Annotated in this window: 22 protein-coding genes; 19 read left to right on the top strand and 3 right to left on the bottom strand. The window is 62.8% G+C overall.

Annotated features, from left to right (window positions below; all coding sequences use genetic code 11):
- Nucleotides 1-114: 114 nt before the first annotated feature.
- Together E2583_RS11425 and E2583_RS11420 are read right to left on the bottom strand one after the other, a co-directional pair.
- A complete protein-coding gene (locus tag E2583_RS11425) occupies nucleotides 115-756 on the bottom strand; it encodes a 3-oxoacid CoA-transferase subunit B (protein ID WP_291595856.1) in 642 nt (213 codons plus the stop codon).
- Between the two features lie 31 nt (nucleotides 757-787).
- Nucleotides 788-1489 (bottom strand): 3-oxoacid CoA-transferase subunit A, encoded by a 702-nt coding sequence (locus E2583_RS11420; RefSeq protein WP_291595854.1) that lies wholly within the window; start codon nucleotides 1487-1489, stop codon nucleotides 788-790.
- Between the two features lie 103 nt (nucleotides 1490-1592).
- On the opposite strand from E2583_RS11420, the gene E2583_RS11415 reads away from it, so the two are divergent.
- From E2583_RS11415 to E2583_RS11400, 4 genes are all read left to right on the top strand, one after another.
- Nucleotides 1593-2429 carry an IclR family transcriptional regulator gene (locus tag E2583_RS11415; protein WP_291595851.1) on the top strand — a complete coding sequence of 279 codons (837 nt, stop codon included), beginning with the start codon at nucleotides 1593-1595 and terminating at the stop codon, nucleotides 2427-2429.
- A gap of 89 nt (nucleotides 2430-2518) precedes the next feature.
- The gene (locus tag E2583_RS11410) at nucleotides 2519-3226 is read left to right on the top strand and encodes a transposase (RefSeq protein WP_291595848.1); all 708 of its coding nucleotides are present in this window, start codon (nucleotides 2519-2521) and stop codon (nucleotides 3224-3226) included.
- Nucleotides 3227-3408: 182 nt separating this feature from the next.
- Nucleotides 3409-8145, top strand: coding sequence for a glutamate synthase-related protein (locus tag E2583_RS11405; protein ID WP_291595846.1), 4737 nt, complete (start codon nucleotides 3409-3411; stop codon nucleotides 8143-8145).
- 73 nt (nucleotides 8146-8218) lie between these two features.
- Complete coding sequence (locus tag E2583_RS11400) at nucleotides 8219-9694, top strand: glutamate synthase subunit beta (RefSeq protein ID WP_291595844.1); 1476 nt, start codon at nucleotides 8219-8221, stop codon at nucleotides 9692-9694.
- A 144-nt stretch (nucleotides 9695-9838) separates the two neighbouring features.
- Here the strand turns inward: E2583_RS11400 and E2583_RS11395 are convergent, their stop codons facing one another.
- Complete coding sequence (locus tag E2583_RS11395; protein ID WP_291595842.1) at nucleotides 9839-10288, bottom strand: DUF3293 domain-containing protein; 450 nt, start codon at nucleotides 10286-10288, stop codon at nucleotides 9839-9841.
- A 178-nt stretch (nucleotides 10289-10466) separates the two neighbouring features.
- On the opposite strand from E2583_RS11395, the gene E2583_RS11390 reads away from it, so the two are divergent.
- The 15 genes from E2583_RS11390 to hisD all read left to right on the top strand — a co-directional run bounded on the left by E2583_RS11390 (nucleotide 10467) and on the right by hisD (nucleotide 22459).
- Entirely contained in the window at nucleotides 10467-11276 is an 810-nt protein-coding gene (locus E2583_RS11390; RefSeq protein ID WP_291595840.1) for an amino acid ABC transporter substrate-binding protein, read from the top strand.
- Nucleotides 11277-11419: 143 nt separating this feature from the next.
- The gene (locus E2583_RS11385; protein ID WP_003058677.1) at nucleotides 11420-12073 is read left to right on the top strand and encodes an amino acid ABC transporter permease; all 654 of its coding nucleotides are present in this window, start codon (nucleotides 11420-11422) and stop codon (nucleotides 12071-12073) included.
- The gene (locus tag E2583_RS11380) at nucleotides 12054-12830 is read left to right on the top strand and encodes an amino acid ABC transporter ATP-binding protein (protein ID WP_291595837.1); all 777 of its coding nucleotides are present in this window, start codon (nucleotides 12054-12056) and stop codon (nucleotides 12828-12830) included. The genes E2583_RS11385 and E2583_RS11380 overlap by 20 nt, the downstream gene beginning before the upstream one ends.
- Nucleotides 12831-13051: 221 nt before the next feature.
- Nucleotides 13052-13867, top strand: a complete 816-nt coding sequence (locus E2583_RS11375) for an ABC transporter ATP-binding protein (RefSeq protein ID WP_291595834.1) — start codon at nucleotides 13052-13054, stop codon at nucleotides 13865-13867.
- Nucleotides 13864-14640, top strand: a complete 777-nt coding sequence (gene mlaE / locus E2583_RS11370) for a lipid asymmetry maintenance ABC transporter permease subunit MlaE (protein ID WP_291595833.1) — start codon at nucleotides 13864-13866, stop codon at nucleotides 14638-14640. The genes E2583_RS11375 and mlaE overlap by 4 nt, the downstream gene beginning before the upstream one ends.
- A 30-nt stretch (nucleotides 14641-14670) precedes the next feature.
- Nucleotides 14671-15171 carry an outer membrane lipid asymmetry maintenance protein MlaD gene (mlaD, locus tag E2583_RS11365; RefSeq protein ID WP_291595831.1) on the top strand — a complete coding sequence of 167 codons (501 nt, stop codon included), beginning with the start codon at nucleotides 14671-14673 and terminating at the stop codon, nucleotides 15169-15171.
- The gene (locus E2583_RS11360; RefSeq protein WP_291595829.1) at nucleotides 15168-15965 is read left to right on the top strand and encodes a VacJ family lipoprotein; all 798 of its coding nucleotides are present in this window, start codon (nucleotides 15168-15170) and stop codon (nucleotides 15963-15965) included. The genes mlaD and E2583_RS11360 overlap by 4 nt, the downstream gene beginning before the upstream one ends.
- Nucleotides 15966-16044: 79 nt before the next feature.
- Nucleotides 16045-16674 (top strand): phospholipid-binding protein MlaC, encoded by a 630-nt coding sequence (locus E2583_RS11355; RefSeq protein ID WP_291595827.1) that lies wholly within the window; start codon nucleotides 16045-16047, stop codon nucleotides 16672-16674.
- A 19-nt stretch (nucleotides 16675-16693) separates the two neighbouring features.
- Nucleotides 16694-17020, top strand: a complete 327-nt coding sequence (locus tag E2583_RS11350; protein WP_291595826.1) for an STAS domain-containing protein — start codon at nucleotides 16694-16696, stop codon at nucleotides 17018-17020.
- A 74-nt stretch (nucleotides 17021-17094) separates the two neighbouring features.
- Nucleotides 17095-18030 (top strand): ABC transporter ATP-binding protein, encoded by a 936-nt coding sequence (locus tag E2583_RS11345; protein ID WP_291595825.1) that lies wholly within the window; start codon nucleotides 17095-17097, stop codon nucleotides 18028-18030.
- On the top strand, nucleotides 18027-18782 hold the full coding sequence (locus E2583_RS11340) for an ABC transporter permease (RefSeq protein WP_291595823.1): 756 nt from the start codon (nucleotides 18027-18029) through the stop codon (nucleotides 18780-18782). The genes E2583_RS11345 and E2583_RS11340 overlap by 4 nt, the downstream gene beginning before the upstream one ends.
- Before the next feature lie 73 nt (nucleotides 18783-18855).
- Nucleotides 18856-19098, top strand: a complete 243-nt coding sequence (locus tag E2583_RS11335; protein ID WP_003058653.1) for a BolA family protein — start codon at nucleotides 18856-18858, stop codon at nucleotides 19096-19098.
- Nucleotides 19099-19190: 92 nt separating this feature from the next.
- Nucleotides 19191-20462 (top strand): UDP-N-acetylglucosamine 1-carboxyvinyltransferase, encoded by a 1272-nt coding sequence (gene murA, locus E2583_RS11330; RefSeq protein WP_291595819.1) that lies wholly within the window; start codon nucleotides 19191-19193, stop codon nucleotides 20460-20462.
- Nucleotides 20459-21121 (top strand): ATP phosphoribosyltransferase, encoded by a 663-nt coding sequence (hisG, locus tag E2583_RS11325; RefSeq protein ID WP_003058649.1) that lies wholly within the window; start codon nucleotides 20459-20461, stop codon nucleotides 21119-21121. The genes murA and hisG overlap by 4 nt, the downstream gene beginning before the upstream one ends.
- 21 nt (nucleotides 21122-21142) lie before the next feature.
- A complete protein-coding gene (gene hisD, locus E2583_RS11320) occupies nucleotides 21143-22459 on the top strand; it encodes a histidinol dehydrogenase (RefSeq protein ID WP_291595815.1) in 1317 nt (438 codons plus the stop codon).
- The last annotated feature ends 201 nt before the right edge of the window (nucleotides 22460-22660 follow it).

Genomic DNA, 22660 nt, shown 5'->3' with positions numbered 1-22660 from the left:
TAGCGACCGAAGGGGGTGCGGATGGCGTCGCAGATAAAGGCTTGGTTCTGGTTGCTCATGGCATGTCTCCGTTATGAAAATTGAGCTTCTGGTGCAGACGGATTGGCCTGAAGTTCAGGCCGCGATGGGCAGGCCCACGATGCGTTCGAGTTCGGCGTGCTCCAGGCCTTCGACCTTGTCGATCAGGCGCAGCCCCTCGGGTGTGCATGCCAGGGTGCACAGGTCGGTGTAGATGCGTTTGACGCAGCCCAGGCCGGTCAGCGGGTAGCTGCACTGGGCCACGACCTTGCTTTCGCCCTTCTTGGTGAGCAGGTCCATCATCACCCAGGTCTGCTTGGCGCCAATGGCCAGGTCCATGGCTCCGCCCACGGCGGGAATGGCACCGGGCTCGCCGGTGCTCCAGTTGGCCAGATCGCCCGTGGCCGAAACCTGGAAGGCGCCGAGCACGCAGATGTCCAGGTGGCCGCCGCGCATCATGGCGAAGCTGTCGGCGTGGTGGAAATAGCTGCCGCCGGGCAGCAGGGTCACGGGCTGCTTGCCGGCATTGGTCAGGTCGTAGTCTTCAGCGCCGGCTGCCGGTGCCGGGCCCATGCCCAGAATGCCGTTCTCGCTTTGCAGCACGATTTCACGTCCTGCAGGGATGTGGTTGGCCACCAGGGTCGGCTGGCCTATGCCCAGATTCACATAGGCACCGTCATGAATGTCCTGTGCCACACGCTGTGCCAGTTCATCCTTGCTTCGTTTTTGATAGCTCACGCTTGTATCTCCTTGATGGACCAGGGCGGACTCAGGCCGCCTTCTTGAAGCCGCCTGCCTGGGTGGCCACGCGCTCGATCTTCACCACCTGGCTCACATAGATGCCGGGGGTGACCACGGATTCGGGGTCGAGTTCGCCGAGTTCCACGATCTCATGCACCGTAGCCACGGTGAACTTGGCGGCCGAGGCCATCACGGGGCCGAAGTTGCGGGCCGACATGCGGTAGGTCAGATTGCCCCATCGGTCGCCTTTTTCAGCCTTGATCAGGGCCACGTCGCCATGGATCGGGTACTCCAGCACATAGTGCTTGCCATTGATCTCGCGCGTCTCCTTGCCTTTGGCCAGCTCGGTGCCGTAGGCCGTGGGGCAGAAGAAAGCGCCGATGCCGGCAGCGGCGGCGCGCATGCGTTCGGCCAGATTGCCCTGGGCCACCAGCTCGAGTTCGATCTTGCCGCTGCGATACAGATCATCGAACACCCAGCTGTCCACCTGGCGAGGGAAGCTGCAGATGATCTTGCGCACCTGTCCCGTCTTGAGCAGGGCGGCCAGGCCGGTGTCGCCATTGCCGGCATTGTTGTTGACCACGGTGAGCTCGCGTGCACCCTGCTCGATCAGGCCGTCGATCAGCTCGCCGGGAATGCCCGAGGTGCCGAAGCCGCCGATGAGCACGGTGGAGCCGTCTTGAATGCCGGACAGGGCCTGCGCGACCGAGTCGGCGATCTTGTTGATCATGGGGGTCTCCAATTTTCTCTACAAAGACTTGCGCCGTTGGCGCTAAAATGTTCGTATATAGAACATTTGTTCGCTAAAAGAATTGTAGAAAAGGATGGGGAAAATGGAGACTGTAAAAACCACATCAGGGAAAACCCCTGGCGAGGCCGAGGCGGCCCCGCTCAGGCCCGGCGACAGCTATGTGCAGTCCTTCGCGCGAGGACTGGAGGTCATTCGTTCGTTCAGCGCCAGGGCGCCGGAGCAGACACTCAGCGAGGTGGCTGCTGCCACGGGTCTGACGCGTGCGGGTGCAAGGCGCATCCTGCTGACGCTGCAGACGCTGGGCTATGTGCGCAGCGACGGCAAGTACTACGCGCTCACGCCGCGCATCCTGGACCTGGGCTTTGCCTATCTGAGCTCCACGCCGCTGTGGAATCTGGCCGAGCCGGCGATGGAGGCATTGGTGGACGAGGTCAAGGAGTCGTGCTCTGCCGCCGTGCTCGAAGGCCAGGATGTGGTCTATGTACTGCGCGTGCACACGCACAAGATCATGAGCACCAATCTGGGGGTGGGCTCTCGCCTTCCTGCCTTCTGGACCTCCATGGGGCGGGTGCTGCTGGCGGCGCTGCCTCCCGACGAGTTGCAGGCGCTGATGGCGCGGCGCGAGCGGCGCGCGTTCACGCGGCATACGCTGACCGGCGATGACGAGCTGCATGCCGAGATTGCCCGCGTTCGCGAACAGGGCTGGGCCCTGCTCAACCAGGAGCTGGAGGAAGGGCTGATCTCGATTGCCGCACCCATACGCAATGCGCGTGGCCAGACGGTGGCGGCGCTCAACATCAGCGGTCAGGCCAATCGCACCAGCGAACAGGTGATGCGCGAGCGGATGCTGCCGCAGTTGCTCACCGCCACGCGCCACATCAGCCAGTTGTTGAGTGCTTCCGGCCGCATGCACCTGTAGTGTCTGGCCCGCGAGGATGCATCGCTGCTGGTGCGACGCTTCATAATGAACGATACGCCTTCCCTGCCGCCCCTGCCCGAGTCCGTTCCATGGCCCGTCTTCCCCGTCTCACGCTGGCAAACATGCCGCACCACATCATCCAGCGTGGCAACAACCGCGGCGAGATCTTCGTGGACGCGCAGGACCGCCTGGTCATGCTGGATCTGCTGCGAGAGATGGCACGGCGCTTCGAAGTCGATGTGCACGCCTATGTGCTGATGCCCAATCACTTCCATCTACTGATGACGCCGAGGACGCAGCAGGGTGTGCCCCAGTTCATGCAGGCCGTGGGTCGCAGCTATGTGCGGTACTTCAACAACCGGCACGGACGCACCGGAACCCTGTGGGAGGGGCGCTACCGCTGCACCGTGCTGCAGGCCGAGCACTGGCTGATGGCCACCATGGTCTCCATGGATCTCAATCCCGTGCGTGACGGTCTGGTGCAGCGCGCGGTTGACTGGCCCTGGTCCAGCTATGCGCACAACGCAGGGCTGCGAAACGATGCCTTGATCACCCCGCATGCGCTTTTCTGGACACTGGGAAACACGCCGTTCGCCAGAGATGCTGCTTATGTCAGGGCCGTGGAGGCAGGTCTCGACCCGGATACCCAGGCGCAGATCAGCCATGCGGCACTGCGTGGCTGGGCGCTGGGCGAGCCTGAATTCATTGAAAATTTGCAACAAAAGACCGACAGACGCGTGAAGCGGCAGAAGGCCGGCAGGCCCGCGGCACGCACAGCTTCGGTGCACGAGGACTAGTGGGTTCCTCTAACCCTTTGTTTTTATGGAATTGGTCTGCTCCAATTTAATATGTCCCTAATTAAATTCAAACGAGAAAAGTTGGGGAATAATTGGAATCTGACCCCATTTAAAACTTATTGCATAACTCCATGTCATGTCGTAATCTTGCGTTCCCCGCGATTGATATAAGAGGATTCCCCATGACGACTGCTGCCGAGATCAAGTATCTCCAGGACCACGGTCTGTACTCCAAGAGCAACGAACACGATGCCTGCGGTCTGGGCTTTGTGGCCCATATCAAGGGCCAGAAGCGCCATGACATCGTGCTGGGGGCACTGAAGATCCTCGAAAACATCGACCATCGCGGTGCCGTGGGCGCCGACCCGCTGATGGGCGACGGTGCCGGTATCCTGATCCAGATTCCCGATCAGCTCTACCGCGAAGAAATGGCCAAGCAGGGCGTGGCATTGCCTCCTGCCGGCGAATATGGCGTGGGCATGATCTTCCTGCCCAAGGAGCATGCTTCGCGACTGGCTTGCGAGCAGGAGATGGAACGCGCCATCAAGGCCGAAGGCCAGGTGCTGCTGGGCTGGCGCGATGTGCCGGTGAACCGCGACATGCCCATGTCGCCGACCGTACAGGAAAAAGAGCCCATCCTGCGTCAGGTCTTCATCGGCCGGGGGGCCGATGTCATTGTGCAGGACGCCCTGGAGCGCAAGCTGTACGTGATCCGCAAGACGGCCTCGGCTGCCATCCAGAATCTGGGTCTCAAGCACAGCAAGGAATACTACGTTCCGAGCATGAGCAGCCGCACTGTGGTCTACAAGGGCCTGCTGCTGGCCGATCAGGTGGGCGTGTACTACCGTGACCTGGCCGACGAGCGCTGCGTCTCGGCCATCGGTCTGGTGCACCAGCGTTTCTCCACCAACACCTTCCCCGAGTGGCCCCTGGCCCACCCCTACCGCTATGTGGCCCACAACGGTGAAATCAACACCGTGCGCGGCAACTACAACTGGATGCTGGCGCGCGAAGGCGTGATGGCTTCTCCCGTCCTGGGCGAAGACCTGCAGAAGCTCTATCCCATCAGCTTTGCCGGTCAGTCCGACACGGCCACCTTCGACAACTGCCTGGAACTGCTGACCATGGCCGGCTACCCCATCAGCCAGGCCGTGATGATGATGATTCCCGAGCCCTGGGAGCAGCACGAGGCCATGGACGAGCGCCGCCGCGCCTTCTATGAATACCACGCCGCGATGATCGAGCCCTGGGACGGCCCCGCCTCCATCGTGTTCACCGATGGCCGCCAGATCGGCGCCACGCTGGACCGCAACGGCCTGCGTCCCTCGCGCTACTGCATCACCGATGACGATATGGTGATCCTGGCTTCCGAAGCCGGCGTGCTGCCCGTGCCCGATAGCAAGATCGTGCGCAAGTGGCGCCTGCAGCCCGGCAAGATGCTGCTGATCGACCTGGAGCAGGGTCGCATGATCGAAGACGAAGAGCTCAAGGCCAACGTCGTCAACACCAAGCCCTACAAGCAGTGGATCGAGAACCTGCGCATCAAGCTCGACGAGGTGGAAATTCCCGCCGACTTCAAGGCACCCGCAGCCAAGACCGAGCTGTCACTGCTGGACCGCCAGCAAGCCTTCGGCTTCACACAGGAAGACATCAAGTTCCTGCTGACACCCATGGCCGAAAAGGGCGAGGAAGGCATTGGCTCCATGGGCAACGACAGCCCGCTGGCCGTACTGTCCGACAAGAACAAGCCGCTCTACAACTATTTCCGCCAGATGTTCGCCCAGGTGACGAACCCGCCCATCGACCCGATCCGCGAAGCGATCGTGATGTCGCTGGTGTCGTTCGTGGGGCCCAAGCCCAACCTGCTGGACATCAACCAGGTCAACCCGCCCATGCGCCTGGAGCTGCAGCAGCCCGTGCTCGACTTCGAAGGCATGGCGCGGCTGCGCGATATCGAGAAGCACACCAACGGCAAGTTCAAGAGCTCGACGATCGACATCACCTACCCGCTGTCCTGGGGCAAGCAGGGTGTGGAAGCCAAGCTGGCCTCGCTGTGTGCCCACGCCGTGGACGAGATCAAGGGCGGTGCCAACATCCTGATCATCAGCGACCGCAACATGAGCGCCACGCAAGTGGCCATCCCTGCGCTGCTGGCCCTGTCTGCCATCCACCAGCATCTGGTGCGTGAAGGTCTGCGCACCACCGCCGGTCTGGTGGTGGAGACCGGCACGGCCCGCGAAGTGCACCACTTCGCCGTGCTGGCCGGCTACGGCGCGGAAGCCGTGCACCCCTACCTGGCGATGGAGACCCTGGTCGACATCTTCAGCCGCGAAGGTGCGCCCATCACTGCCGACAAGGCCATCTATCACTACGTGAAGGCCATCGGAAAGGGGCTGTCCAAGATCATGTCCAAGATGGGCGTGTCCACCTACATGTCCTACTGCGGTGCTCAGCTGTTCGAAGCCGTGGGCCTGAACAGCGAGACCGTGGACAAGTACTTCACGGGCACGGCCAGCCGCGTGGAAGGTATCGGCGTCTTCGAGATCGCCGAGGAAACCATCCGCAACCACGTGGCAGCCTTCAGCGACGACCCCGTGCTGGAAACCATGCTGGATGCCGGCGGCGAGTACGCCTGGCGTGCGCGTGGCGAAGAGCATATGTGGACACCTGACGTGATCGCCAAGCTGCAGCACTCCACGCGTGCCAACAACTTCAGCACCTACAAGGAATACGCCCAGCTGATCAACGACCAGACCAAGCGCCACATGACGCTGCGCGGCCTGTTCGAGTTCAAGTTCGATCCCGCCAAGGCAATTCCCGTGGACCAGGTCGAGTCGGCCAAGGAGATCGTGAAGCGCTTTGCCACCGGTGCCATGTCGCTGGGCTCCATCTCCACCGAAGCCCATGCCACCCTGGCCGTGGCCATGAACCGCATCGGCGGCAAGAGCAACACCGGCGAAGGCGGCGAGGATCCCAAGCGCTATCGCAACGAGCTCAAGGGCATTCCCATCAGCAAGGGTGAAACCCTGGCCTCCATCATCGGCAAGGACAAGGTCGAGTCGGACATTGAACTGCAGGCCGGCGACTCGCTGCGCTCCAAGATCAAGCAGGTCGCGTCCGGTCGTTTCGGGGTGACTGCCGAATACCTGGCGTCCTCGGACCAGATCCAGATCAAGATGGCCCAAGGCGCCAAGCCCGGCGAAGGCGGCCAGCTGCCCGGCGGCAAGGTCTCCGACTACATCGGTGCACTGCGTCACTCGGTGCCGGGTGTGGGTCTGATCTCGCCCCCTCCCCATCACGACATCTACTCGATCGAGGACCTGGCACAGCTGATCCACGATCTGAAGAACGTGGCTCCGCACGCCAGCATCAGCACCAAGCTGGTGTCCGAAGTCGGTGTGGGCACGATTGCTGCAGGCGTGACCAAGTGCAAGAGCGATCACCTGGTGATCGCAGGGCACGACGGCGGTACCGGCGCCTCGCCCTGGTCCTCCATCAAGCATGCGGGCGGTCCCTGGGAAATCGGTCTGGCCGAGACCCAGCAGACCCTGGTGCTGAACCGTCTGCGCGGCCGCGTGCGTGTGCAGGCCGACGGCCAGATGAAGACCGGCCGCGACGTGGTCATCGGTGCGCTGCTGGGTGCCGACGAGTTCGGCTTCGCCACGGCTCCGCTGGTGGTGGAGGGCTGCATCATGATGCGCAAGTGCCATCTCAACACCTGCCCCGTGGGCGTGGCCACCCAAGACCCCGTGCTGCGTGCCAAGTTCACCGGCAAGCCCGAGCATGTGGTGAACTATTTCTTCTTCATCGCCGAAGAAGTGCGCCAGATCATGGCCCAGCTGGGCATCGCCAAGTTCGATGACCTGATCGGCCGCTCCGACCTGCTCGACACCCGCAAGGGCATCGAACACTGGAAGGCTCAGGGCCTGGACTTCAGCCGTCTGTTTGCCCAGCCCGAAGTGCCTGCCGACGTGGCCCGCTATCACGTGGAAAGCCAGGATCACCTGCTGGACAAGGCGCTGGACGTCAAGCTCATCGAGCGTTGCAAGCCCGCCATCGAAAACGGCGAGAAGGTGCGCATCATGGAGGTGGCGCGCAACGTCAACCGCTCCGTCGGTGCCATGCTTTCGGGCGCGGTGACCAGGCAGCACGCCGAAGGCCTGCCGGACGACACCATCCGCATCCACTTCGAAGGTACGGGCGGCCAGTCCTTCGGTGCCTTCCTGTGCAACGGCATCACGCTGAACCTCAGCGGCGAAGCCAACGACTACACCGGCAAGGGCCTTTCGGGCGGCCGCGTGGTGGTGCATCCCAGTCATGAGTTCCGTGGTTCGACCACGACCAACACCATCGTGGGCAACACCGTGATGTTTGGCGCCACCAGCGGTGAAGCCTTCTTCAGCGGTGTGGCCGGCGAGCGCTTTGCCGTGCGTCTGTCCGGGGCCACGGCCGTGGTCGAAGGCGTGGGTGACCACGGCTGCGAATACATGACCGGCGGTACCGTGGTCGTGCTGGGCAAGACCGGCCGCAACTTCGCGGCCGGCATGAGCGGCGGCGTGGCCTATGTCTACGACGAGGACGGCAAGTTCGCCGAGCGCTGCAACACCGCTTCGGTGAAGCTGGAGAAGGTGCTGCCGCACGACGAGTTCGTCTCGCGTGTCGATCCCGGCATCTGGCACCGCGGCCAGAGCGACGATCAGCAGCTGCGCAATATGGTGGAGGCTCACAGCCGCTGGACGGGCTCCAAGCGTGCCCGTGATCTGCTGGACAACTGGGCCGCAGCGCGTGCCAAGTTCGTCAAGGTGTTCCCGACCGAGTACCAGCGTGCACTCGGCGAGATCTTTGAACGCAAACAGAAGGAAAAGCAAGCTGCGAAAGCGCCAGCAGCTCCTCAGAAAGAAGCAGTGGCCGCCAAGTAAGCACGGCTCGAAGCGGTGGCGGCCGGGCTGCCACCGCACTGCAAGCGAACACAGATTTCAAGGATTAAAGATCATGGGAAAGACCACCGGCTTCATGGAATACGAGCGCATCGAAGAGGGCTATGCCCCCGTTGCGGAACGTCTCAAGCACTACAAGGAATTCGTCATCGGGCTGACGACCGATCAGGCCAAGGTGCAGGCGGCACGCTGCATGGACTGCGGCACGCCGTTCTGCAACAACGGCTGCCCGGTCAACAACATCATCCCGGACTTCAACGACCTCGTGTACCAGGGTGACTGGAAGAACGCCATCACCACGCTGCACAGCACCAACAATTTCCCCGAGTTCACGGGCCGCATCTGCCCCGCTCCCTGCGAAGCGGCCTGTGTGGCCAATATCAATGGCGACGCCATCGGCATCAAATCCATCGAGCACTCCATCATTGATCGGGCCTGGAGCGAAGGCTGGGTCAAGCCCCTGCTGCCCAAGCACAAGACCGGCAAGAAGGTGGCCGTGGTCGGTGCCGGCCCTGCAGGCATGGCCGCTGCCCAGCAACTGGTGCGCGCCGGCCACGATGTGACCCTGTTCGAGAAGAACGACCGCGTGGGCGGTCTGCTGCGCTACGGCATTCCCGACTTCAAGCTGGACAAGAGCCTGATCGACCGCCGTGTCGAGCAGATGGTGGCCGAAGGCCTGAAGATCCGCACCGGCGTGCTGATTGCCGGCAAGGACGGTCTGGGCAAGGACTCCAAGGTCACCAACTGGGCCAAGGAAACCATCAGCCCCGAGCAGCTCAAGGCCGAGTTCGATGCCGTGCTGCTGACCGGCGGTTCCGAGCAGTCGCGTGACCTGCCCGTGCCCGGTCGCGACCTGGAAGGCGTGCACTTCGCGATGGAGTTCCTGCCCCAGCAGAACAAGGTCAACGCGGGCGACAAGCTCAAGGGGCAGATCCGTGCCGACGGCAAGCATGTCATCGTCATCGGCGGCGGTGACACCGGCTCCGACTGCGTGGGCACTTCCAACCGCCATGGCGCCAAGAGCGTGACCCAGTTCGAGGTCATGCCCATGCCGCCCGAGCAGGAGAACAAGCCCCTGGTCTGGCCATACTGGCCGATCAAGCTGCGTACCTCGTCCAGCCACGAAGAAGGCGTGGTGCGCGAGTTTGCCATTTCCACCAAGGAGTTCGGCGGCGAAAAGGGCAAGGTCAAGAGCCTGACCACCGTGCAGGTCGAGTTCAAGGACGGCAAGCTGAGCGAAGTGCCCGGCACGGAAAAGGTCTGGCCTGCCGATCTGGTGCTGCTGGCCATGGGCTTTGTGAACCCGGTTGCCACCGTGCTCGAAGCGTTTGGTGTCGACAAGGATGCACGCGGCAACGCCAAGGCCAGCACCGACTTCATCGGCGGCTATGCCACCAGCGTGCCCAAGGTGTTCGCCGCCGGCGACATCCGCCGCGGCCAGTCGCTGGTCGTGTGGGCGATTCGCGAGGGGCGGCAGGCCGCGCGTGCCGTGGACGAGTTCCTGATGGGTGCCAGCGAACTGCCTCGCTGATCGTTCACTGCGGCTCATCACACAAAAGGCATTCCCCGGAATGCCTTTTGTTTTTGATAGCTGCAAGCACTTGCCTGCAATGAAATTCAGATAGCTTTCAATAGGTTTTTGATTGCTGTAAAGCGCAATGTGCTATCAGAAAAGTCAGCGCAGCCACAGAAGCCGGGGGCGGGCGTCGGCATCGCTCCACAGCACGGCGTTCTGCTGCCAGTCCCGACCCCATTGCAGGGCCGTGTCGGCATCCATGCCCCAGATCAGCACGCTGTCCTCTGCGGGCCACCGGCCGCGGGGGTCCTGTCCCGATCCGTCCAGAAACCGCCAGCCTTGGCCGTGCAGCGCCCGGCGCAGGGCGCGCATGCGCTGCGCATTCAGCGCCGGCTCCAGGATCTCGCCCCAGGGATTGCAGGCAGTGAGAAAGCAGGCGGCCGGGATGGGGTGCTGTGCCAGTCGCTGCCCGAGCCAGTCACTGCGCTGGCCCACACGCAGCGTCTGAGCGACGCCTCCCTGGGCGGCATCGACGTGGTAGTGCGCGCGGCGATAGGCCTGCTGCAAGGCGGGAGGGAGTTGGCTGGTGCCGGGGGGCGGAGAGGGCATGGTGTGACTTTGGCAAGCTTGCACATGGTTTTGCGACCGTCGGGTGACGTTCTGCCCCGTCTGCGCGACAATAGCGGATTCGGCGCTGGCGGCAGCCCGGCTTCGGAGCGGCTGCGGTGGCCCCGGACGGGAGACAAAGCCTGCTGTCTCCGCTTTTTCCACTTCACATTTTGACGCCATGAAAAAACGTACCCTGCTGGCCTCGGTGGCCCTGACTGCAATTTTGGCTGCCTGCGGCAAGAACGAACCCGCAAGCAACACCGCTGCAGCTCCTGCGCCCGCTCCTGCGGCGGTTGCCGCCAAGCTGGTGGTGGGCCTGGACGACAACTTCCCGCCCATGGGTTTCCGTGACGAAAAGAACGAGCTGGTCGGTTTCGACATCGACATGGCCCGTGAAGTGGCCAAGCGCGCCAATATCGAAGTGCAGTTCAAGCCCATCGACTGGAATGCCAAGGAAGCCGAGCTGCTGGGCAAGCGCGTCGACGCCCTGTGGAACGGTCTGACCATCCTGGAAGAGCGCAAGGAAAAGATCCTGTTCTCCGATCCCTACATGGTGAACAAGCAGATCATCATCGTGAAGGCCGGCTCGCCCATCAAGAGCAAGGCTGACATGGTCGGCAAGGTCGTGGGTGCCCAGGAAGGCTCCAGCGCCGTGACCGCCCTGACCAAGGACAAGGAACTGTCGGACAAGTTCAAGGAAACCAAGCTCTTCGGCGACAACATCGCTGCCATGATGGACCTGGAAGCCGGCCGTCTGGACGTGGTGGTGGTGGATGAGGTGGTGGGTCGCTACTACGTCAACAAGAAGCCCGACAACTACGTGGTGCTGGCCGAGGACTTCGGTACCGAAGACTACGGTGTGGGCTTCCGCAAGGACGACGAAGCCACTCGCAACAAGGTCAACGACGTGCTGACCGAAATGAAGAAGGACGGCAAGGCTGCTGAAATCGCCCAGAAGTGGTTCGGCGCCGACGTCATCAAGCACTAATCCCTTTTTGACGTACTGCACCGGCAATGCCTGGCATTGCCGGTTTTTTTTGCGACGACAATGCGTGCAAACACTTCCTCCTGCGCACGCCCGTGCCTGTGGCGGGCTTTCGATAGCTGCAGCGCCACACTGAAGGCCATTTGATGGACTATGTAATCTCGCTCCTGGGGCCCATGTCGGCTGGTGCCCTTGTCACACTCAAGCTGTTCTTCATCACGCTGGCGCTGTCCATTCCCATGGGCCTGGCGCTGGCGCTGATGCGCATCTCCAGCATCAAGCCGCTGAGCAGCGCCGTGGGCGCCTATATCTGGCTGATGCGCGGCACGCCGCTGATGCTGCAGCTGCTGTTCGTGTACTTCGCGCTGCCCTTTGTGCCCTACATCGGTGTGCGCCTGCCCGACTTTCCTGCTGCCGTGGTGGCGTTTGCGCTGAATTACGCGGCCTACTTCGCGGAGATCTTCCGCGCCGGCATCAAGTCCGTTGACCGCGGCCAGTACGAAGGTGCCAAGGTGCTGGGCATGACTTATGCACAGACCATGCGCCGCATCGTGCTGCCCCAGATGTGGGCCCGCATCCTGCCGCCCGTCAGCAACGAGACCATTACCCTGGTCAAGGACACTTCGCTGATCTATGTGCTGGCACTCAACGATCTGCTGCGCGTGGCGCGCGGCGTGGTGCAGCGCGACTTCAGCTTCACGCCCTTCATCGTGGCTGCGGCCTTCTATCTCATCATGACCCTGGTGCTGACCTGGGGCTTCCAATATCTTGAGAAAAAATATGCCAAGTACGACGCCTGACGTGATGATTTCCGCCCAGGGCATCCACAAGGCCTTTGGCAACAATGAAGTGTTGCGCGGGGTCTCGCTGGATTTGCTGCGCGGCGAGGTGGTGGCCGTGATCGGTCCGTCCGGCTCGGGCAAGAGTACCTTCCTGCGCTGCCTCAACCATCTTGAGACGATTGACCGCGGCACCATTCGCATCGAAGGTGCGGTGCTGGCGCAATCCGAGGGTGAGGCCAGGGCTCGCTACGTGAGCGAGGCCGAAATCCGTCAGATCGGCCGCAAGATGGGCATGGTGTTCCAGTCTTTCAATCTGTTTCCCCACCTCACGGTGCTGGAAAACATCATCGAGGCCCCCGTCATCGTCAAGGGCATGAAGCGCGAAGACATCATCCCCAAGGCCGAGGCGCTGCTCGCCAAGGTGGGCCTGTCGGCCAAGCGCGATGCCTACCCCAACCACCTCTCCGGGGGGCAGAAGCAGCGCGTGGCGATTGCGCGGGCGCTGGCCATGGAGCCGGACATCCTGCTGTTCGACGAGCCCACCTCGGCGCTGGACCCCGAGCTGACCGGCGAAGTGCTGCGCACCATGCGTGAACTGGCCGAGGAGCACATGACCATGCTGGTCGTGACCCACGAGATGGGTTTTGCGCGTGAGGTGGCCAACCGTGTCATCTTCATGGACGGCGGCCATATCGTCGAGCAAGGCCCGTCCGAGGCATTTTTTGCGGCGCCCCGGCACGAGCGTACCAAAGCGTTTCTGCAGAATATGTTGTAAATAAGTTGCAGTTGTCCGTGCGGTTTTCTGTCGCTGAAAAGGCAGTTTGCGCATATGCAACAAGCGCTGGCCGCTCCTGAAGCAGGAGTGACGGCTCAATGATCCATCCCAAGTCCTTCAGAAACATTCACGAATGTATGTTTACTTGGGGCTAACCCGAGCTTTTTGCTGCGCTTGTCGGCACAATACCGGTTTGCTTTCTCTTGAGCGGCGATTCACGCATGACACCCAACGCACCCTTTGTGGAACTGCGCAATGTCACCTTTGGCTACGGTGACCGCGTCATCCTGCGCGATCTGTCCCTGCAGGTGCCGCGCGGCAAGGTCACGGCGCTGATGGGCGCGTCGGGCGGCGGCAAGACCACGGTGCTGCGCCTGATCGGTGGGCAGAACCGCGCCCAGCAGGGCCAGGTGCTGTTCGACGGCCAGGATGTGACCACCATGGATGCGCAGCAGCTCTATGCCGCGCGTCGCCGCATGGGCATGCTGTTTCAGTTCGGTGCGCTTTTCACCGACATGAGCGTGTTCGACAATGTGGCTTTTCCGCTGCGCGAGCACACGGATCTGCCCGAAGAGCTGATTCGCGACATCGTGCTCATGAAGTTGCATGCCGTGGGCCTGCGCGGGGCGCGGGATCTGATGCCTTCCCAGGTCTCGGGGGGCATGGCCCGCCGGGTGGCGCTGGCCCGCGCGATTGCCCTGGACCCCGAACTCATCATGTATGACGAGCCTTTTGCAGGGCTGGATCCGATTTCGCTGGGGACCTCGGCGCAGCTGATCCGCCAGCTCAACGACGCCATGGGCCTGACGTCGATTCTGGTCTCCCACGATCTGGAAGAAACCTTCCGCGTGGCCGACCATGTGGTGATTCTGGGGGCCGGCTCGGTGGCGGCCCAGGGGACGCCCGATGAGGTGCGTGCCAGCAGCGACCCGCTGGTGCAGCAGTTCATCCATGCCAGACCTGCGGGGCCGGTGCCGTTTCATTATCCCGGCGTCAGTGCGGATGAGGACTTCGGCAGTGCCAGGAGGCGTGCATGAACTTTCTCGCACGCATTGGTCTGGCAGTGCGCTGCCAGCTGGTCAACATGGGCATTGGCGCGCGCCTGCTATGGCGCCTGCTGGGCTTGATGGGGCCGGCGCTCAGGCGTCCACGCCTGATCGGCGACCAGATTCATTTTCTCGGCAATTATTCCCTGGCCATCATTGGCGTGTCCGGCCTGTTCGTGGGCTTTGTGCTGGGCCTGCAGGGCTACTACATCCTGCAGCGCTATGGCTCCGCCGAGGCGCTGGGCATGATGGTGGCCCTGAGTCTGCTGCGCGAGCTGGGGCCTGTGGTCACGGCCCTGCTGTTCGCGGGGCGGGCCGGCACGGCCCTGACGGCCGAAATCGGACTGATGAAGGCCGGTGAGCAACTGTCGGCCATGGAGATGATGGCAGTCGATCCCGTCAGGCGCATTCTGGCGCCGCGCTTCTGGGCCGGCCTCATCACCATGCCGCTGCTGGCTGCGGTGTTCAGTGCCGTCGGCGTGCTCGGCGGCTGGCTGGTGGGCGTGGTGATGATCGGCGTCGACAGCGGTGCCTTCTGGGGCCAGATGCAGCAGGGCGTGGACTGGTGGAGCGATCTGGGCAACGGCGTGCTCAAGAGCTTTGTCTTTGGAGTGGCCGTGACCTTTGTGGCTCTGCTCGAAGGCTACGCCGCCAAACCTACGCCCGAAGGGGTTTCCCGTGCCACCACCCGTACCGTGGTCGTGGCCTCGTTGGCGGTGCTGGGGCTGGACTTCCTGCTCACGGCAACCATGTTCAGCATTTGAGGCTGCGCAGCAGATCAAAGGTAGAAAATCATGCAGCAAAAGAAAAGTGATGTCTGGGTTGGCCTGTTTGTGCTGATCGGTGCTCTGGCCCTGGTGTTCCTGGCCTTGCAGTCGGCCAATCTGCTGAGCCTGAATTTCCAGAAGACCTATGAGGTCACGGCGCGTTTTGACAACATCGGCGGGCTCAAGCCCAAGGCTGCGGTCAAGAGCGCCGGCGTGGTCGTGGGCCGTGTCGAGTCCATCACCTTCAACGACCAGACCTTCCAGGCCGATGTGGCCATGAGCATGGAAAACCGTTATGCCTTCCCCAAGGACAGTTCGCTGAAAATTCTGACAAGCGGTCTTCTGGGCGATCAGTACATTGGTATTGAAGCGGGCGCCAGCGAAGAGAACCTCAAGGCCGGCGACCGCGTGACCGCCACCCAGTCGGCCGTGGTGCTGGAGAACCTGATCGGTCAGTTCCTCTACAGCAAGGCCGAGCAGGGCGGTGATTCCGGCGGTGCCGCAGCCAACGGCGGAGCAAAAGAATGATGACGACAACAAGCCCACAAACGAAACTGGTGTCGGACAAGACCCGGGCGCTCAAGCATGCAGCGCTGACTGCTGGTGTCTGCGCAGCAGCGCTGCTGTCCGGCTGTGCCACCACCACCGGCTCCGGCAATCCGGCCGATCCGCTGGAGTCCATGAACCGCAGCATCTATTCCTTCAACGAAGGCGTGGACGAGGCGATCTTCAAGCCTGTTGCCACGGCCTATCAGAGCGTGACACCGCGCGTGGCGCGCCAGGGCGTGACCAACTTCTTCGACAACCTTGGCGATGCCTGGTCCTTCGTCAACAACGTGCTGCAGGGCCAGGGTCAGGATGCCTACAACTCCATGGTTCGCTTCAGCGTGAACACGGTGCTGGGCATTGGCGGTCTGTTCGATATCGCCAGCGAGGCCGGGATCGAGCGCCGCAAGCAGGACTTCGGCCAGACGCTGGGCCGTTGGGGCCTGCCCACGGGGCCCTATCTGGTGCTGCCCTTCTGGGGGCCATCCACGGTGCGTGACTCGGCCGGTCTGGCGGTCGACGCCTTCGGCTATCCCGCCAACACCCTGGACGACGTGCGCTGGCGCAACAGTCTGTTCGGTCTGCGCATGGTCAACAACCGTGCCAATCTGCTCAAGGCCGGCGATGTGCTGGATTCCGTCGCGCTCGATAAATACAGCCTGGTGCGCGATGTCTATCTGCGCTCACGCATCGGCGGCGCGGCGTCCGGCGGCGACGGTCGTCTCGAAAACTATGATGACGACAACGCCGGCAAGCTGCCCCCCGAAGGTCAGTGAGCCGGTAGAGCTTGGTTACAAACATGATGCACAGGCCGTGCGAGTGCGGTGACACTTGCGGGCCTAGGAGAAAAACGCAATGAAGATGAATCGTCGCATGTGGGGTATGGCAGCCGCCATGCTCGCTCTGAATCTGGCTCTGCCTGCCGCTCATGCGGCCGAGGAAGCCCCCGATGCCCTGGTCAAGCGCGTTTCTGCCGATGTGCTGGAGACCATCAAGAAAGATGCTTCGCTGCGCAACGGCGATACCAGCAAGATCAATGCGCTGGTCAACGAGAAAGTCATGCCCTATGTGGATTTTCGCCGCATGACATCGGCAGCCGTCGGTCCGGCCTGGCGCCAGGCCACGCCCGAACAGCGCCAGAAACTGCAGGACGAGTTCAAGGCCTTGTTGATCCGTACCTATGCGGGAGCCTTGTCCCAGGTCGGCGATCAGACCATCACCGTCAAGCCTGTGCGCATGGCCGCCGGTGACACCGATGTGCTGGTTCGCACCCAGGTCAACGGCCGTGGCGATCCCGTTCAGCTGGATTTCCGTCTGGAAAAGCAGGCAACGGGCTGGAAGCTCTACAACTTCAACGTGCTCGGCGTGTGGCTGGTGGAGACCTATCGCAACCAGTTTGCGCAGGAGATCAATGCCAACGGCATCGACGGTCTGATCAAGACGCTGGCCTCGCGCAGTTCCATGCCGGCCACGGCGACCAAGTAAGCAAAGCGCTTCAGACGCCATGGCCCGCTCCGCTAGCACTTCTTTGCAACTGCCCAAGGAACTGACCTATCGTCAGGGGCGCGACTGTCTGCTGCGCCTGCGCCCGCTGGTCACGGGCCATGCCGATGCCCGGGTGGTGGTGGATGCCAGCGCCGTCAAGGTGTTTGACTCGGCGGCCCTGGCCGTGCTGCTGGCTTGCCGGCGTGCTGCGCAGGAGGCGGGCAAGCAGTTCGTCGTCGAGGGGCTGCCCAAGGGGCTTCAGTCCATGGCCGCGCTGTACGGTGTGGACGGGCTGCTGATGCCCGCTCCCGTGCCCGATGCGGCGGCCGCCGCTCAGCAGGGCTAGGCTGACCCATCACCATGCCCGGCTAAGCCCCGCCAAGGCATAGGCGGTGGCCAAGGCCTAGAATCATGGGCTACATGTCCGCAGTCTCATTCCAATCCGTCTCCAAGACCTACCGCACCCCCAAGGGGGATTTCCAGGCCCTCAAATCGGTGAGCCTGGATATCGAGGAAGGTGAATTCTTCGGTCTGCTCGGCCCCAATGGGGCCGGCAAGACCACGATGATCAGCATCCTCGCCGGACTGGCGCAAGCCACGGGCGGGCGCGTGCTGGTGCAGGGCAGCGATGTGCAGGCCGATTACGCGGATGCACGTCGCAAGCTGGGCATCGTGCCGCAGGAGCTGGTGTTCGACCCCTTCTTCAATGTGCGCGAGGCCTTGAAGTTCCAGTCCGGGTATTTCGGAGTCAGGCACAACGACGACTGGATCGACGAACTGCTCGACAGCCTGGGCCTGACGGACAAGGCCCACAACAATATGCGCCAGCTCTCGGGCGGCATGAAGCGCCGCGTGCTGGTGGCCCAGGCCCTGGTGCACAAGCCGCCGATCATCGTGCTGGACGAGCCCACGGCCGGCGTGGACGTGGAGCTGCGCCAGACGCTGTGGCACTTCATCGCCAAGCTCAACAAGCAGGGCCATACGGTGCTGCTGACCACTCACTATCTGGAAGAGGCCGAGGCGCTGTGCAGCCGCGTGGCCATGCTCAAGCGCGGCGAGATCATCAAGCTCTCGCCCATGAGCGAGTTGCTCAAGTCGGCGTCCAGCAATGTGCTGCAGTTCAAGACCGATAGTGCATTGCCCGCTGCCGTGGCCGACAGGGCGCGGGTCACGGGTCGCATCGTACAGATTCCCGCCGCCCATGCCGGCGATGTGGAGCAACTGCTGGCGGCCTTGCGCGAGGCGGGGGTGACCCCCGAGGATGTGGAGATCCGCCGCGCGGATCTGGAGGATGTGTTCATCCACATCATGAATGAAGGTCCCAGGACACAGGCTGCTGCAGGAGGTGTCCAATGAACGGCTGGCAAACCCTGCTCAAGAAGGAAGTGCTGCGCTTCTGGAAGGTGAGCTTTCAGACCGTGGCGGCGCCGGTGCTCACGGCCGTGCTGTATCTGCTGGTTTTCGGTCATGTGCTCGAAGGCCGTGTCATGGTCTATGACCGCATCCCCTACACCGCATTCCTGATTCCCGGTCTGGTGATGATGAGCATGCTGCAGAACGCGTTTGCCAACAGCTCGTCCAGCCTGGTGCAGAGCAAGATCATGGGATCGCTGGTGTTTGTGCTGCTCACGCCGCTGTCACACTGGGCCTGGTTCAGCGCCTATGTGGGGGCGGCAATCCTGCGCGGCCTGCTGGTCGGGCTGGGCGTGTTCGTGGTCACCCTGTTCTTTGCCGTGCCAGACTTTGCCGCGCCACTGTGGATTCTGGTGTTCGGCTTTCTGGGTTGCGCCCTGATGGGTACGCTGGGCCTGATCGCCGGTCTCTGGGCCGAGAAGTTCGACCAGATGGCGGCCTTTCAGAACTTTCTGATCATGCCCCTGACCTTTCTGTCCGGCGTGTTCTATTCCGTGCACTCGCTGCCCGGCTTCTGGCAGACGGTCAGCCATGTCAACCCGTTCTTCTACATGATTGACGGCTTCCGCTACGGCTTCTTCGGCCAGAGCGATGTCTCGCCCTGGCTCAGCTTTGCCATCGTGGGCGCCGCCTGGCTGGCCGTGAGCACATTGGCCGTGCACCTGCTGCGCATCGGCTACAAGATTCGTAACTGATTTTTAGAATTGACGCAGGGCTGCTTGCGAGACAATGACCGGTTTCGCCAGCTTTTGCGCATAAAGGTTCCCCATGACTGCAGACCAACTCAAAGACCTGATCGCCGCCGGCCTGCCCTGCGAGCATATTGCGCTGGAAGGCGATGGCCGACACTGGTTTGCCACCATCGTGTCCGCGCAGTTCGAAGGCCAGCGCCTGCTGGGTCGTCAGCGCCTGGTCTATGCCACGCTGGGCAATCGCATGGCCACCGATGAAGTCCATGCGCTGTCCATGAAGACCTACACCCCGGCAGAATGGACGGCTGCCCAGGCCTGAGGCGGCTTGCAAAGCAAGATGGATAGCTGTCAGCGCCTGACACTGCGCGCTGAGGGTTCTTTTTTATAGATAAACATTCAAGGCTTGAAGCCATGGACAAACTCAAGATCCACGGTGGTCGTCCCCTCAAGGGCGAAGTGATCATTTCCGGCGCCAAGAACGCCGCTCTGCCTGAAATGTGTGCCGCACTGCTCACCGCCGAGCCCGTGCATCTGCACAATGTGCCACGTCTGCATGATGTGGCCACCATGCGCAAGCTGCTGGCCAACATGGGCGTGCAGACCGAAACCCATGGCGAGCGCGGCGGCATGAGCTTCGTGGCTCCCGACAGCCTGACGCCCGAAGCGCCTTACGAGCTGGTCAAGACCATGCGTGCCTCGGTGCTGGCCCTGGGCCCGCTGCTGGCCCGCTTCGGCCATGCCAAGGTGTCGCTGCCCGGCGGCTGCGCCATCGGCTCGCGCCCCGTGGATCAGCACATCAAGGGCCTGCAGGCCATGGGTGCCATCATCACCGTGGAAAACGGCTATATGCTTGCCAGCCTGCCCGAAGGCCGCAAGCGCCTGAAGGGCGCGCGCATCACCACCGACATGGTGACCGTGACCGGTACCGAGAACTTCCTGATGGCCGCCACGCTGGCCGAAGGCGAGACGGTGCTGGAAAATGCCGCCATGGAGCCCGAAATCACCGATCTGGCCGAGATGCTGATCAAGATGGGCGCCAGGATCACCGGCCACGGCACCAGCCACATCGTGATTCAGGGGGTGGACAAGCTGCATGGCTGCGAGCACCAGGTGGTGGCCGACCGCATCGAGGCCGGCACCTTCCTCTGCGCCGTGGCGGCCACCAGTGGCGAGGCCCTGCTGCACCATGCCCGCGCGGACCATCTGGGTGCCGTGATCGACAAGCTCAAGGATGCGGGCGTGAGCGTGGACTGCGTGGACGGCGGCCTGAAGGTGGCGTCCTCCGGCAAGCTCAAGGCCCAGGGTTTCCGCACCACCGAATACCCGGGCTTTCCCACCGATATGCAGGCCCAGTTCATGGCCCTGAACCTGGTGGCCGAAGGCACCAGCATGGTGACCGAGACCATCTTCGAGAACCGCTTCATGCATGTCAACGAGATGGTGCGCCTGGGCGCGCGCATCACCACGGACGGTCGCGTGGCGACCATCGAGGGCGGCAAGCGCCTGTCCGGCGCCACCGTGATGGCGACCGATCTGCGCGCTTCGGCCAGCCTGGTGATTGCCGGTCTGGTGGCCGAGGGCGAGACCATCGTCGATCGCATCTACCACCTGGATCGTGGCTACGACCGCATGGAAGACAAGCTGCGCGCCCTGGGCGCCGATATCGAGAGAATTTCCGCATGAGCACCGCAACGCCTGTGACCATTGCCCTGTCCAAGGGCCGCATTTTCGAAGAAACCGTGCCCCTGCTGGCCGCTGCCGGCATCGAGGTGACCGAGGATGTGGAAAAGTCGCGCAAGCTGATTTTCGACACCAACCGCTCCGATGTGCGCGTGGTGCTGGTGCGTGCTTCGGACGTGCCCGTCTATGTGCAATATGGTGGCGCAGACCTGGGCGTCTCGGGCCTGGACTCGCTGATCGAGCATGGCGGCCAGGGCCTGTACCAGCCGCTGGACCTGCAGATTGCCAAGTGCCGTGTCAGCGTGGCCGTGCGCAACGGCTTTGATTACCAGCTGGCCGTCAAGCAGGGTGCGCGTCTGCGCATTGCCACCAAGTACCCCGAGATCGCCCGCAACTTCTTTGCCAAGAAGGGCGTGCACGTGGACATGGTCAAGCTCTACGGCTCCATGGAGCTGGCGCCGCTGACCGGCATGGCCGATGCCATCGTCGATCTCGTGTCCACCGGCAACACGCTCAAGGCCAATGATCTGGTCGAAGTCGAGCCCATCATGGACATCAGCTCGCGTCTGGTCGTCAACCAGGCTTCGCTCAAGCTCAAGCAGGCCCCGCTGCGCCACATCATCGATGCGTTTGCGCAGGCCGTGGCCGCCAAGAACAACTGATTTTCTCCACTGGTGAATACTATGGAATTCGTAGCTGCCCCCGCCCGTCTGTCAACAGCCGATGCCCGGTTCGAGCATGATTTTGCGCAGCGCCTGCATTGGTCGGCGGACACGGATGCAGCCATCGAGCAGCGGGTGGCCGACATTCTGGCCGATGTCCAGGCCCGCGGTGATGCCGCCGTGCTGGAATACACGACGCGCTTTGATGGCCTGCAGGCCGATTCCATGGCGGCGCTGGAGCTGACCCAGCAGGAACTGAAGGCCGCCTTCGACAGCCTGCCCGCTGCCGAGCGCCAGGCGCTGGAGTCTGCAGCACGCCGTGTGCGCAGCTATCACGAGGCTCAGAAAAAGGCCAATGGCGAGAGCTGGAGCTATCGCGACGAAGACGGAACGCTGCTGGGCCAGAAGGTCACGCCGCTGGATCGCGTGGGCATCTATGTGCCCGGTGGCAAGGCGGCCTATCCGTCGAGCGTGCTGATGAACGCCATTCCCGCCCATGTGGCTGGCGTGCAGGACATCATCATGGTTGTGCCCACGCCGCAAGGTCAGAAGAATCCGCTGGTGCTGGCTGCGGCCTATGTGGCCGGCGTGCATCGTGCCTTCACCATCGGCGGTGCCCAGGCCGTGGCCGCCCTGGCCTACGGCACGGCCACCGTGCCCAAGGTGGACAAGATCACGGGTCCCGGCAACGCCTATGTGGCCAGCGCCAAGAAGCGCGTGTTCGGCATCGTGGGCATCGACATGATTGCCGGCCCTTCCGAAATCCTGGTGCTGGCCGACGGCACGACTCCGCCCGACTGGGTGGCCATGGATCTGTTCAGCCAGGCCGAGCATGACGAGCTGGCCCAGTCCATCCTGCTGTGCCCCGATGCGGCCTATATCGATGCCGTCCAGGCCGCGATCGACCGCCTGCTGCCCGAGATGCCGCGCAAGGCCATCATCGCCAAGAGCCTCAGCGACCGCGGTGCGCTGATTTTGACCCAGGACATGGAAGAGGCCTGTGCGATCAGCAACCGCATCGCACCCGAGCACCTGGAAGTCTCCAGCCGCGACCCGCACCGCTGGGAGCCTCTGCTCAGGCATGCCGGCGCCATCTTCCTGGGCGCCTATACCTCCGAGAGCCTGGGCGACTACTGCGCCGGCCCGAATCACGTGCTGCCCACCAGCGGCACGGCGCGCTTCTCCTCGCCCCTGGGGGTGTATGACTTCCAGAAGCGCAGCTCCATCATCGAAGTCAGCGAGGCCGGTGCCCAGGTCCTGGGCAAGACCGCTGCCGTGCTGGCCTATGGCGAAGGCCTGCAGGGCCATGCCCGTGCTGCCGAAATGCGCCTGAAGTAAACCGGCGAGCACTTGTCCCCTGAAGCCGTGGCCCGTCCACGGCTTTTTTCGTGGCCGGGCAGTTCCACATGTCCGTCGTCCGAGGGTAAATCGTCTCCATATGTTTCCTGGTGCGGGAAAGCGTGGATTTGCGGTGACACTCGGCGGGCTGCATGGCAGCGAAGCATTCAATGGCCAATGAGAACAAGGGAGCGTGATGAT

The sequence above is a fragment of the Comamonas sp. genome (assembly GCF_009360615.1).
Lineage (GTDB): Bacteria > Pseudomonadota > Gammaproteobacteria > Burkholderiales > Burkholderiaceae_C > Comamonas.
Note: the sequence above shows the minus strand (reverse complement) of the source record. Positions and strands in the feature narration are given on the sequence as shown.

Excerpts from the sequence above, each read along its gene's own strand:
- E2583_RS11420 (WP_291595854.1), bottom strand. The coding sequence starts at position 1,489 with ATGATCAACAAGATCGCCGACTCGGTCGCGCAGGCCCTGTCCGGCATT.
- E2583_RS11415 (WP_291595851.1), top strand. The coding sequence starts at position 1,593 with ATGGAGACTGTAAAAACCACATCAGGGAAAACCCCTGGCGAGGCCGAG.
- E2583_RS11410 (WP_291595848.1), top strand. The coding sequence starts at position 2,519 with ATGGCCCGTCTTCCCCGTCTCACGCTGGCAAACATGCCGCACCACATC.
- E2583_RS11405 (WP_291595846.1), top strand. The coding sequence starts at position 3,409 with ATGACGACTGCTGCCGAGATCAAGTATCTCCAGGACCACGGTCTGTAC.
- E2583_RS11400 (WP_291595844.1), top strand. The coding sequence starts at position 8,219 with ATGGGAAAGACCACCGGCTTCATGGAATACGAGCGCATCGAAGAGGGC.
- E2583_RS11395 (WP_291595842.1), bottom strand. The coding sequence starts at position 10,288 with ATGCCCTCTCCGCCCCCCGGCACCAGCCAACTCCCTCCCGCCTTGCAG.
- E2583_RS11390 (WP_291595840.1), top strand. The coding sequence starts at position 10,467 with ATGAAAAAACGTACCCTGCTGGCCTCGGTGGCCCTGACTGCAATTTTG.
- E2583_RS11385 (WP_003058677.1), top strand. The coding sequence starts at position 11,420 with ATGGACTATGTAATCTCGCTCCTGGGGCCCATGTCGGCTGGTGCCCTT.
- E2583_RS11380 (WP_291595837.1), top strand. The coding sequence starts at position 12,054 with ATGCCAAGTACGACGCCTGACGTGATGATTTCCGCCCAGGGCATCCAC.
- E2583_RS11375 (WP_291595834.1), top strand. The coding sequence starts at position 13,052 with ATGACACCCAACGCACCCTTTGTGGAACTGCGCAATGTCACCTTTGGC.
- mlaE (WP_291595833.1), top strand. The coding sequence starts at position 13,864 with ATGAACTTTCTCGCACGCATTGGTCTGGCAGTGCGCTGCCAGCTGGTC.
- mlaD (WP_291595831.1), top strand. The coding sequence starts at position 14,671 with ATGCAGCAAAAGAAAAGTGATGTCTGGGTTGGCCTGTTTGTGCTGATC.
- E2583_RS11360 (WP_291595829.1), top strand. The coding sequence starts at position 15,168 with ATGATGACGACAACAAGCCCACAAACGAAACTGGTGTCGGACAAGACC.
- E2583_RS11355 (WP_291595827.1), top strand. The coding sequence starts at position 16,045 with ATGAAGATGAATCGTCGCATGTGGGGTATGGCAGCCGCCATGCTCGCT.
- E2583_RS11350 (WP_291595826.1), top strand. The coding sequence starts at position 16,694 with ATGGCCCGCTCCGCTAGCACTTCTTTGCAACTGCCCAAGGAACTGACC.
- E2583_RS11345 (WP_291595825.1), top strand. The coding sequence starts at position 17,095 with ATGTCCGCAGTCTCATTCCAATCCGTCTCCAAGACCTACCGCACCCCC.
- E2583_RS11340 (WP_291595823.1), top strand. The coding sequence starts at position 18,027 with ATGAACGGCTGGCAAACCCTGCTCAAGAAGGAAGTGCTGCGCTTCTGG.
- E2583_RS11335 (WP_003058653.1), top strand. The coding sequence starts at position 18,856 with ATGACTGCAGACCAACTCAAAGACCTGATCGCCGCCGGCCTGCCCTGC.
- murA (WP_291595819.1), top strand. The coding sequence starts at position 19,191 with ATGGACAAACTCAAGATCCACGGTGGTCGTCCCCTCAAGGGCGAAGTG.
- hisG (WP_003058649.1), top strand. The coding sequence starts at position 20,459 with ATGAGCACCGCAACGCCTGTGACCATTGCCCTGTCCAAGGGCCGCATT.
- hisD (WP_291595815.1), top strand. The coding sequence starts at position 21,143 with ATGGAATTCGTAGCTGCCCCCGCCCGTCTGTCAACAGCCGATGCCCGG.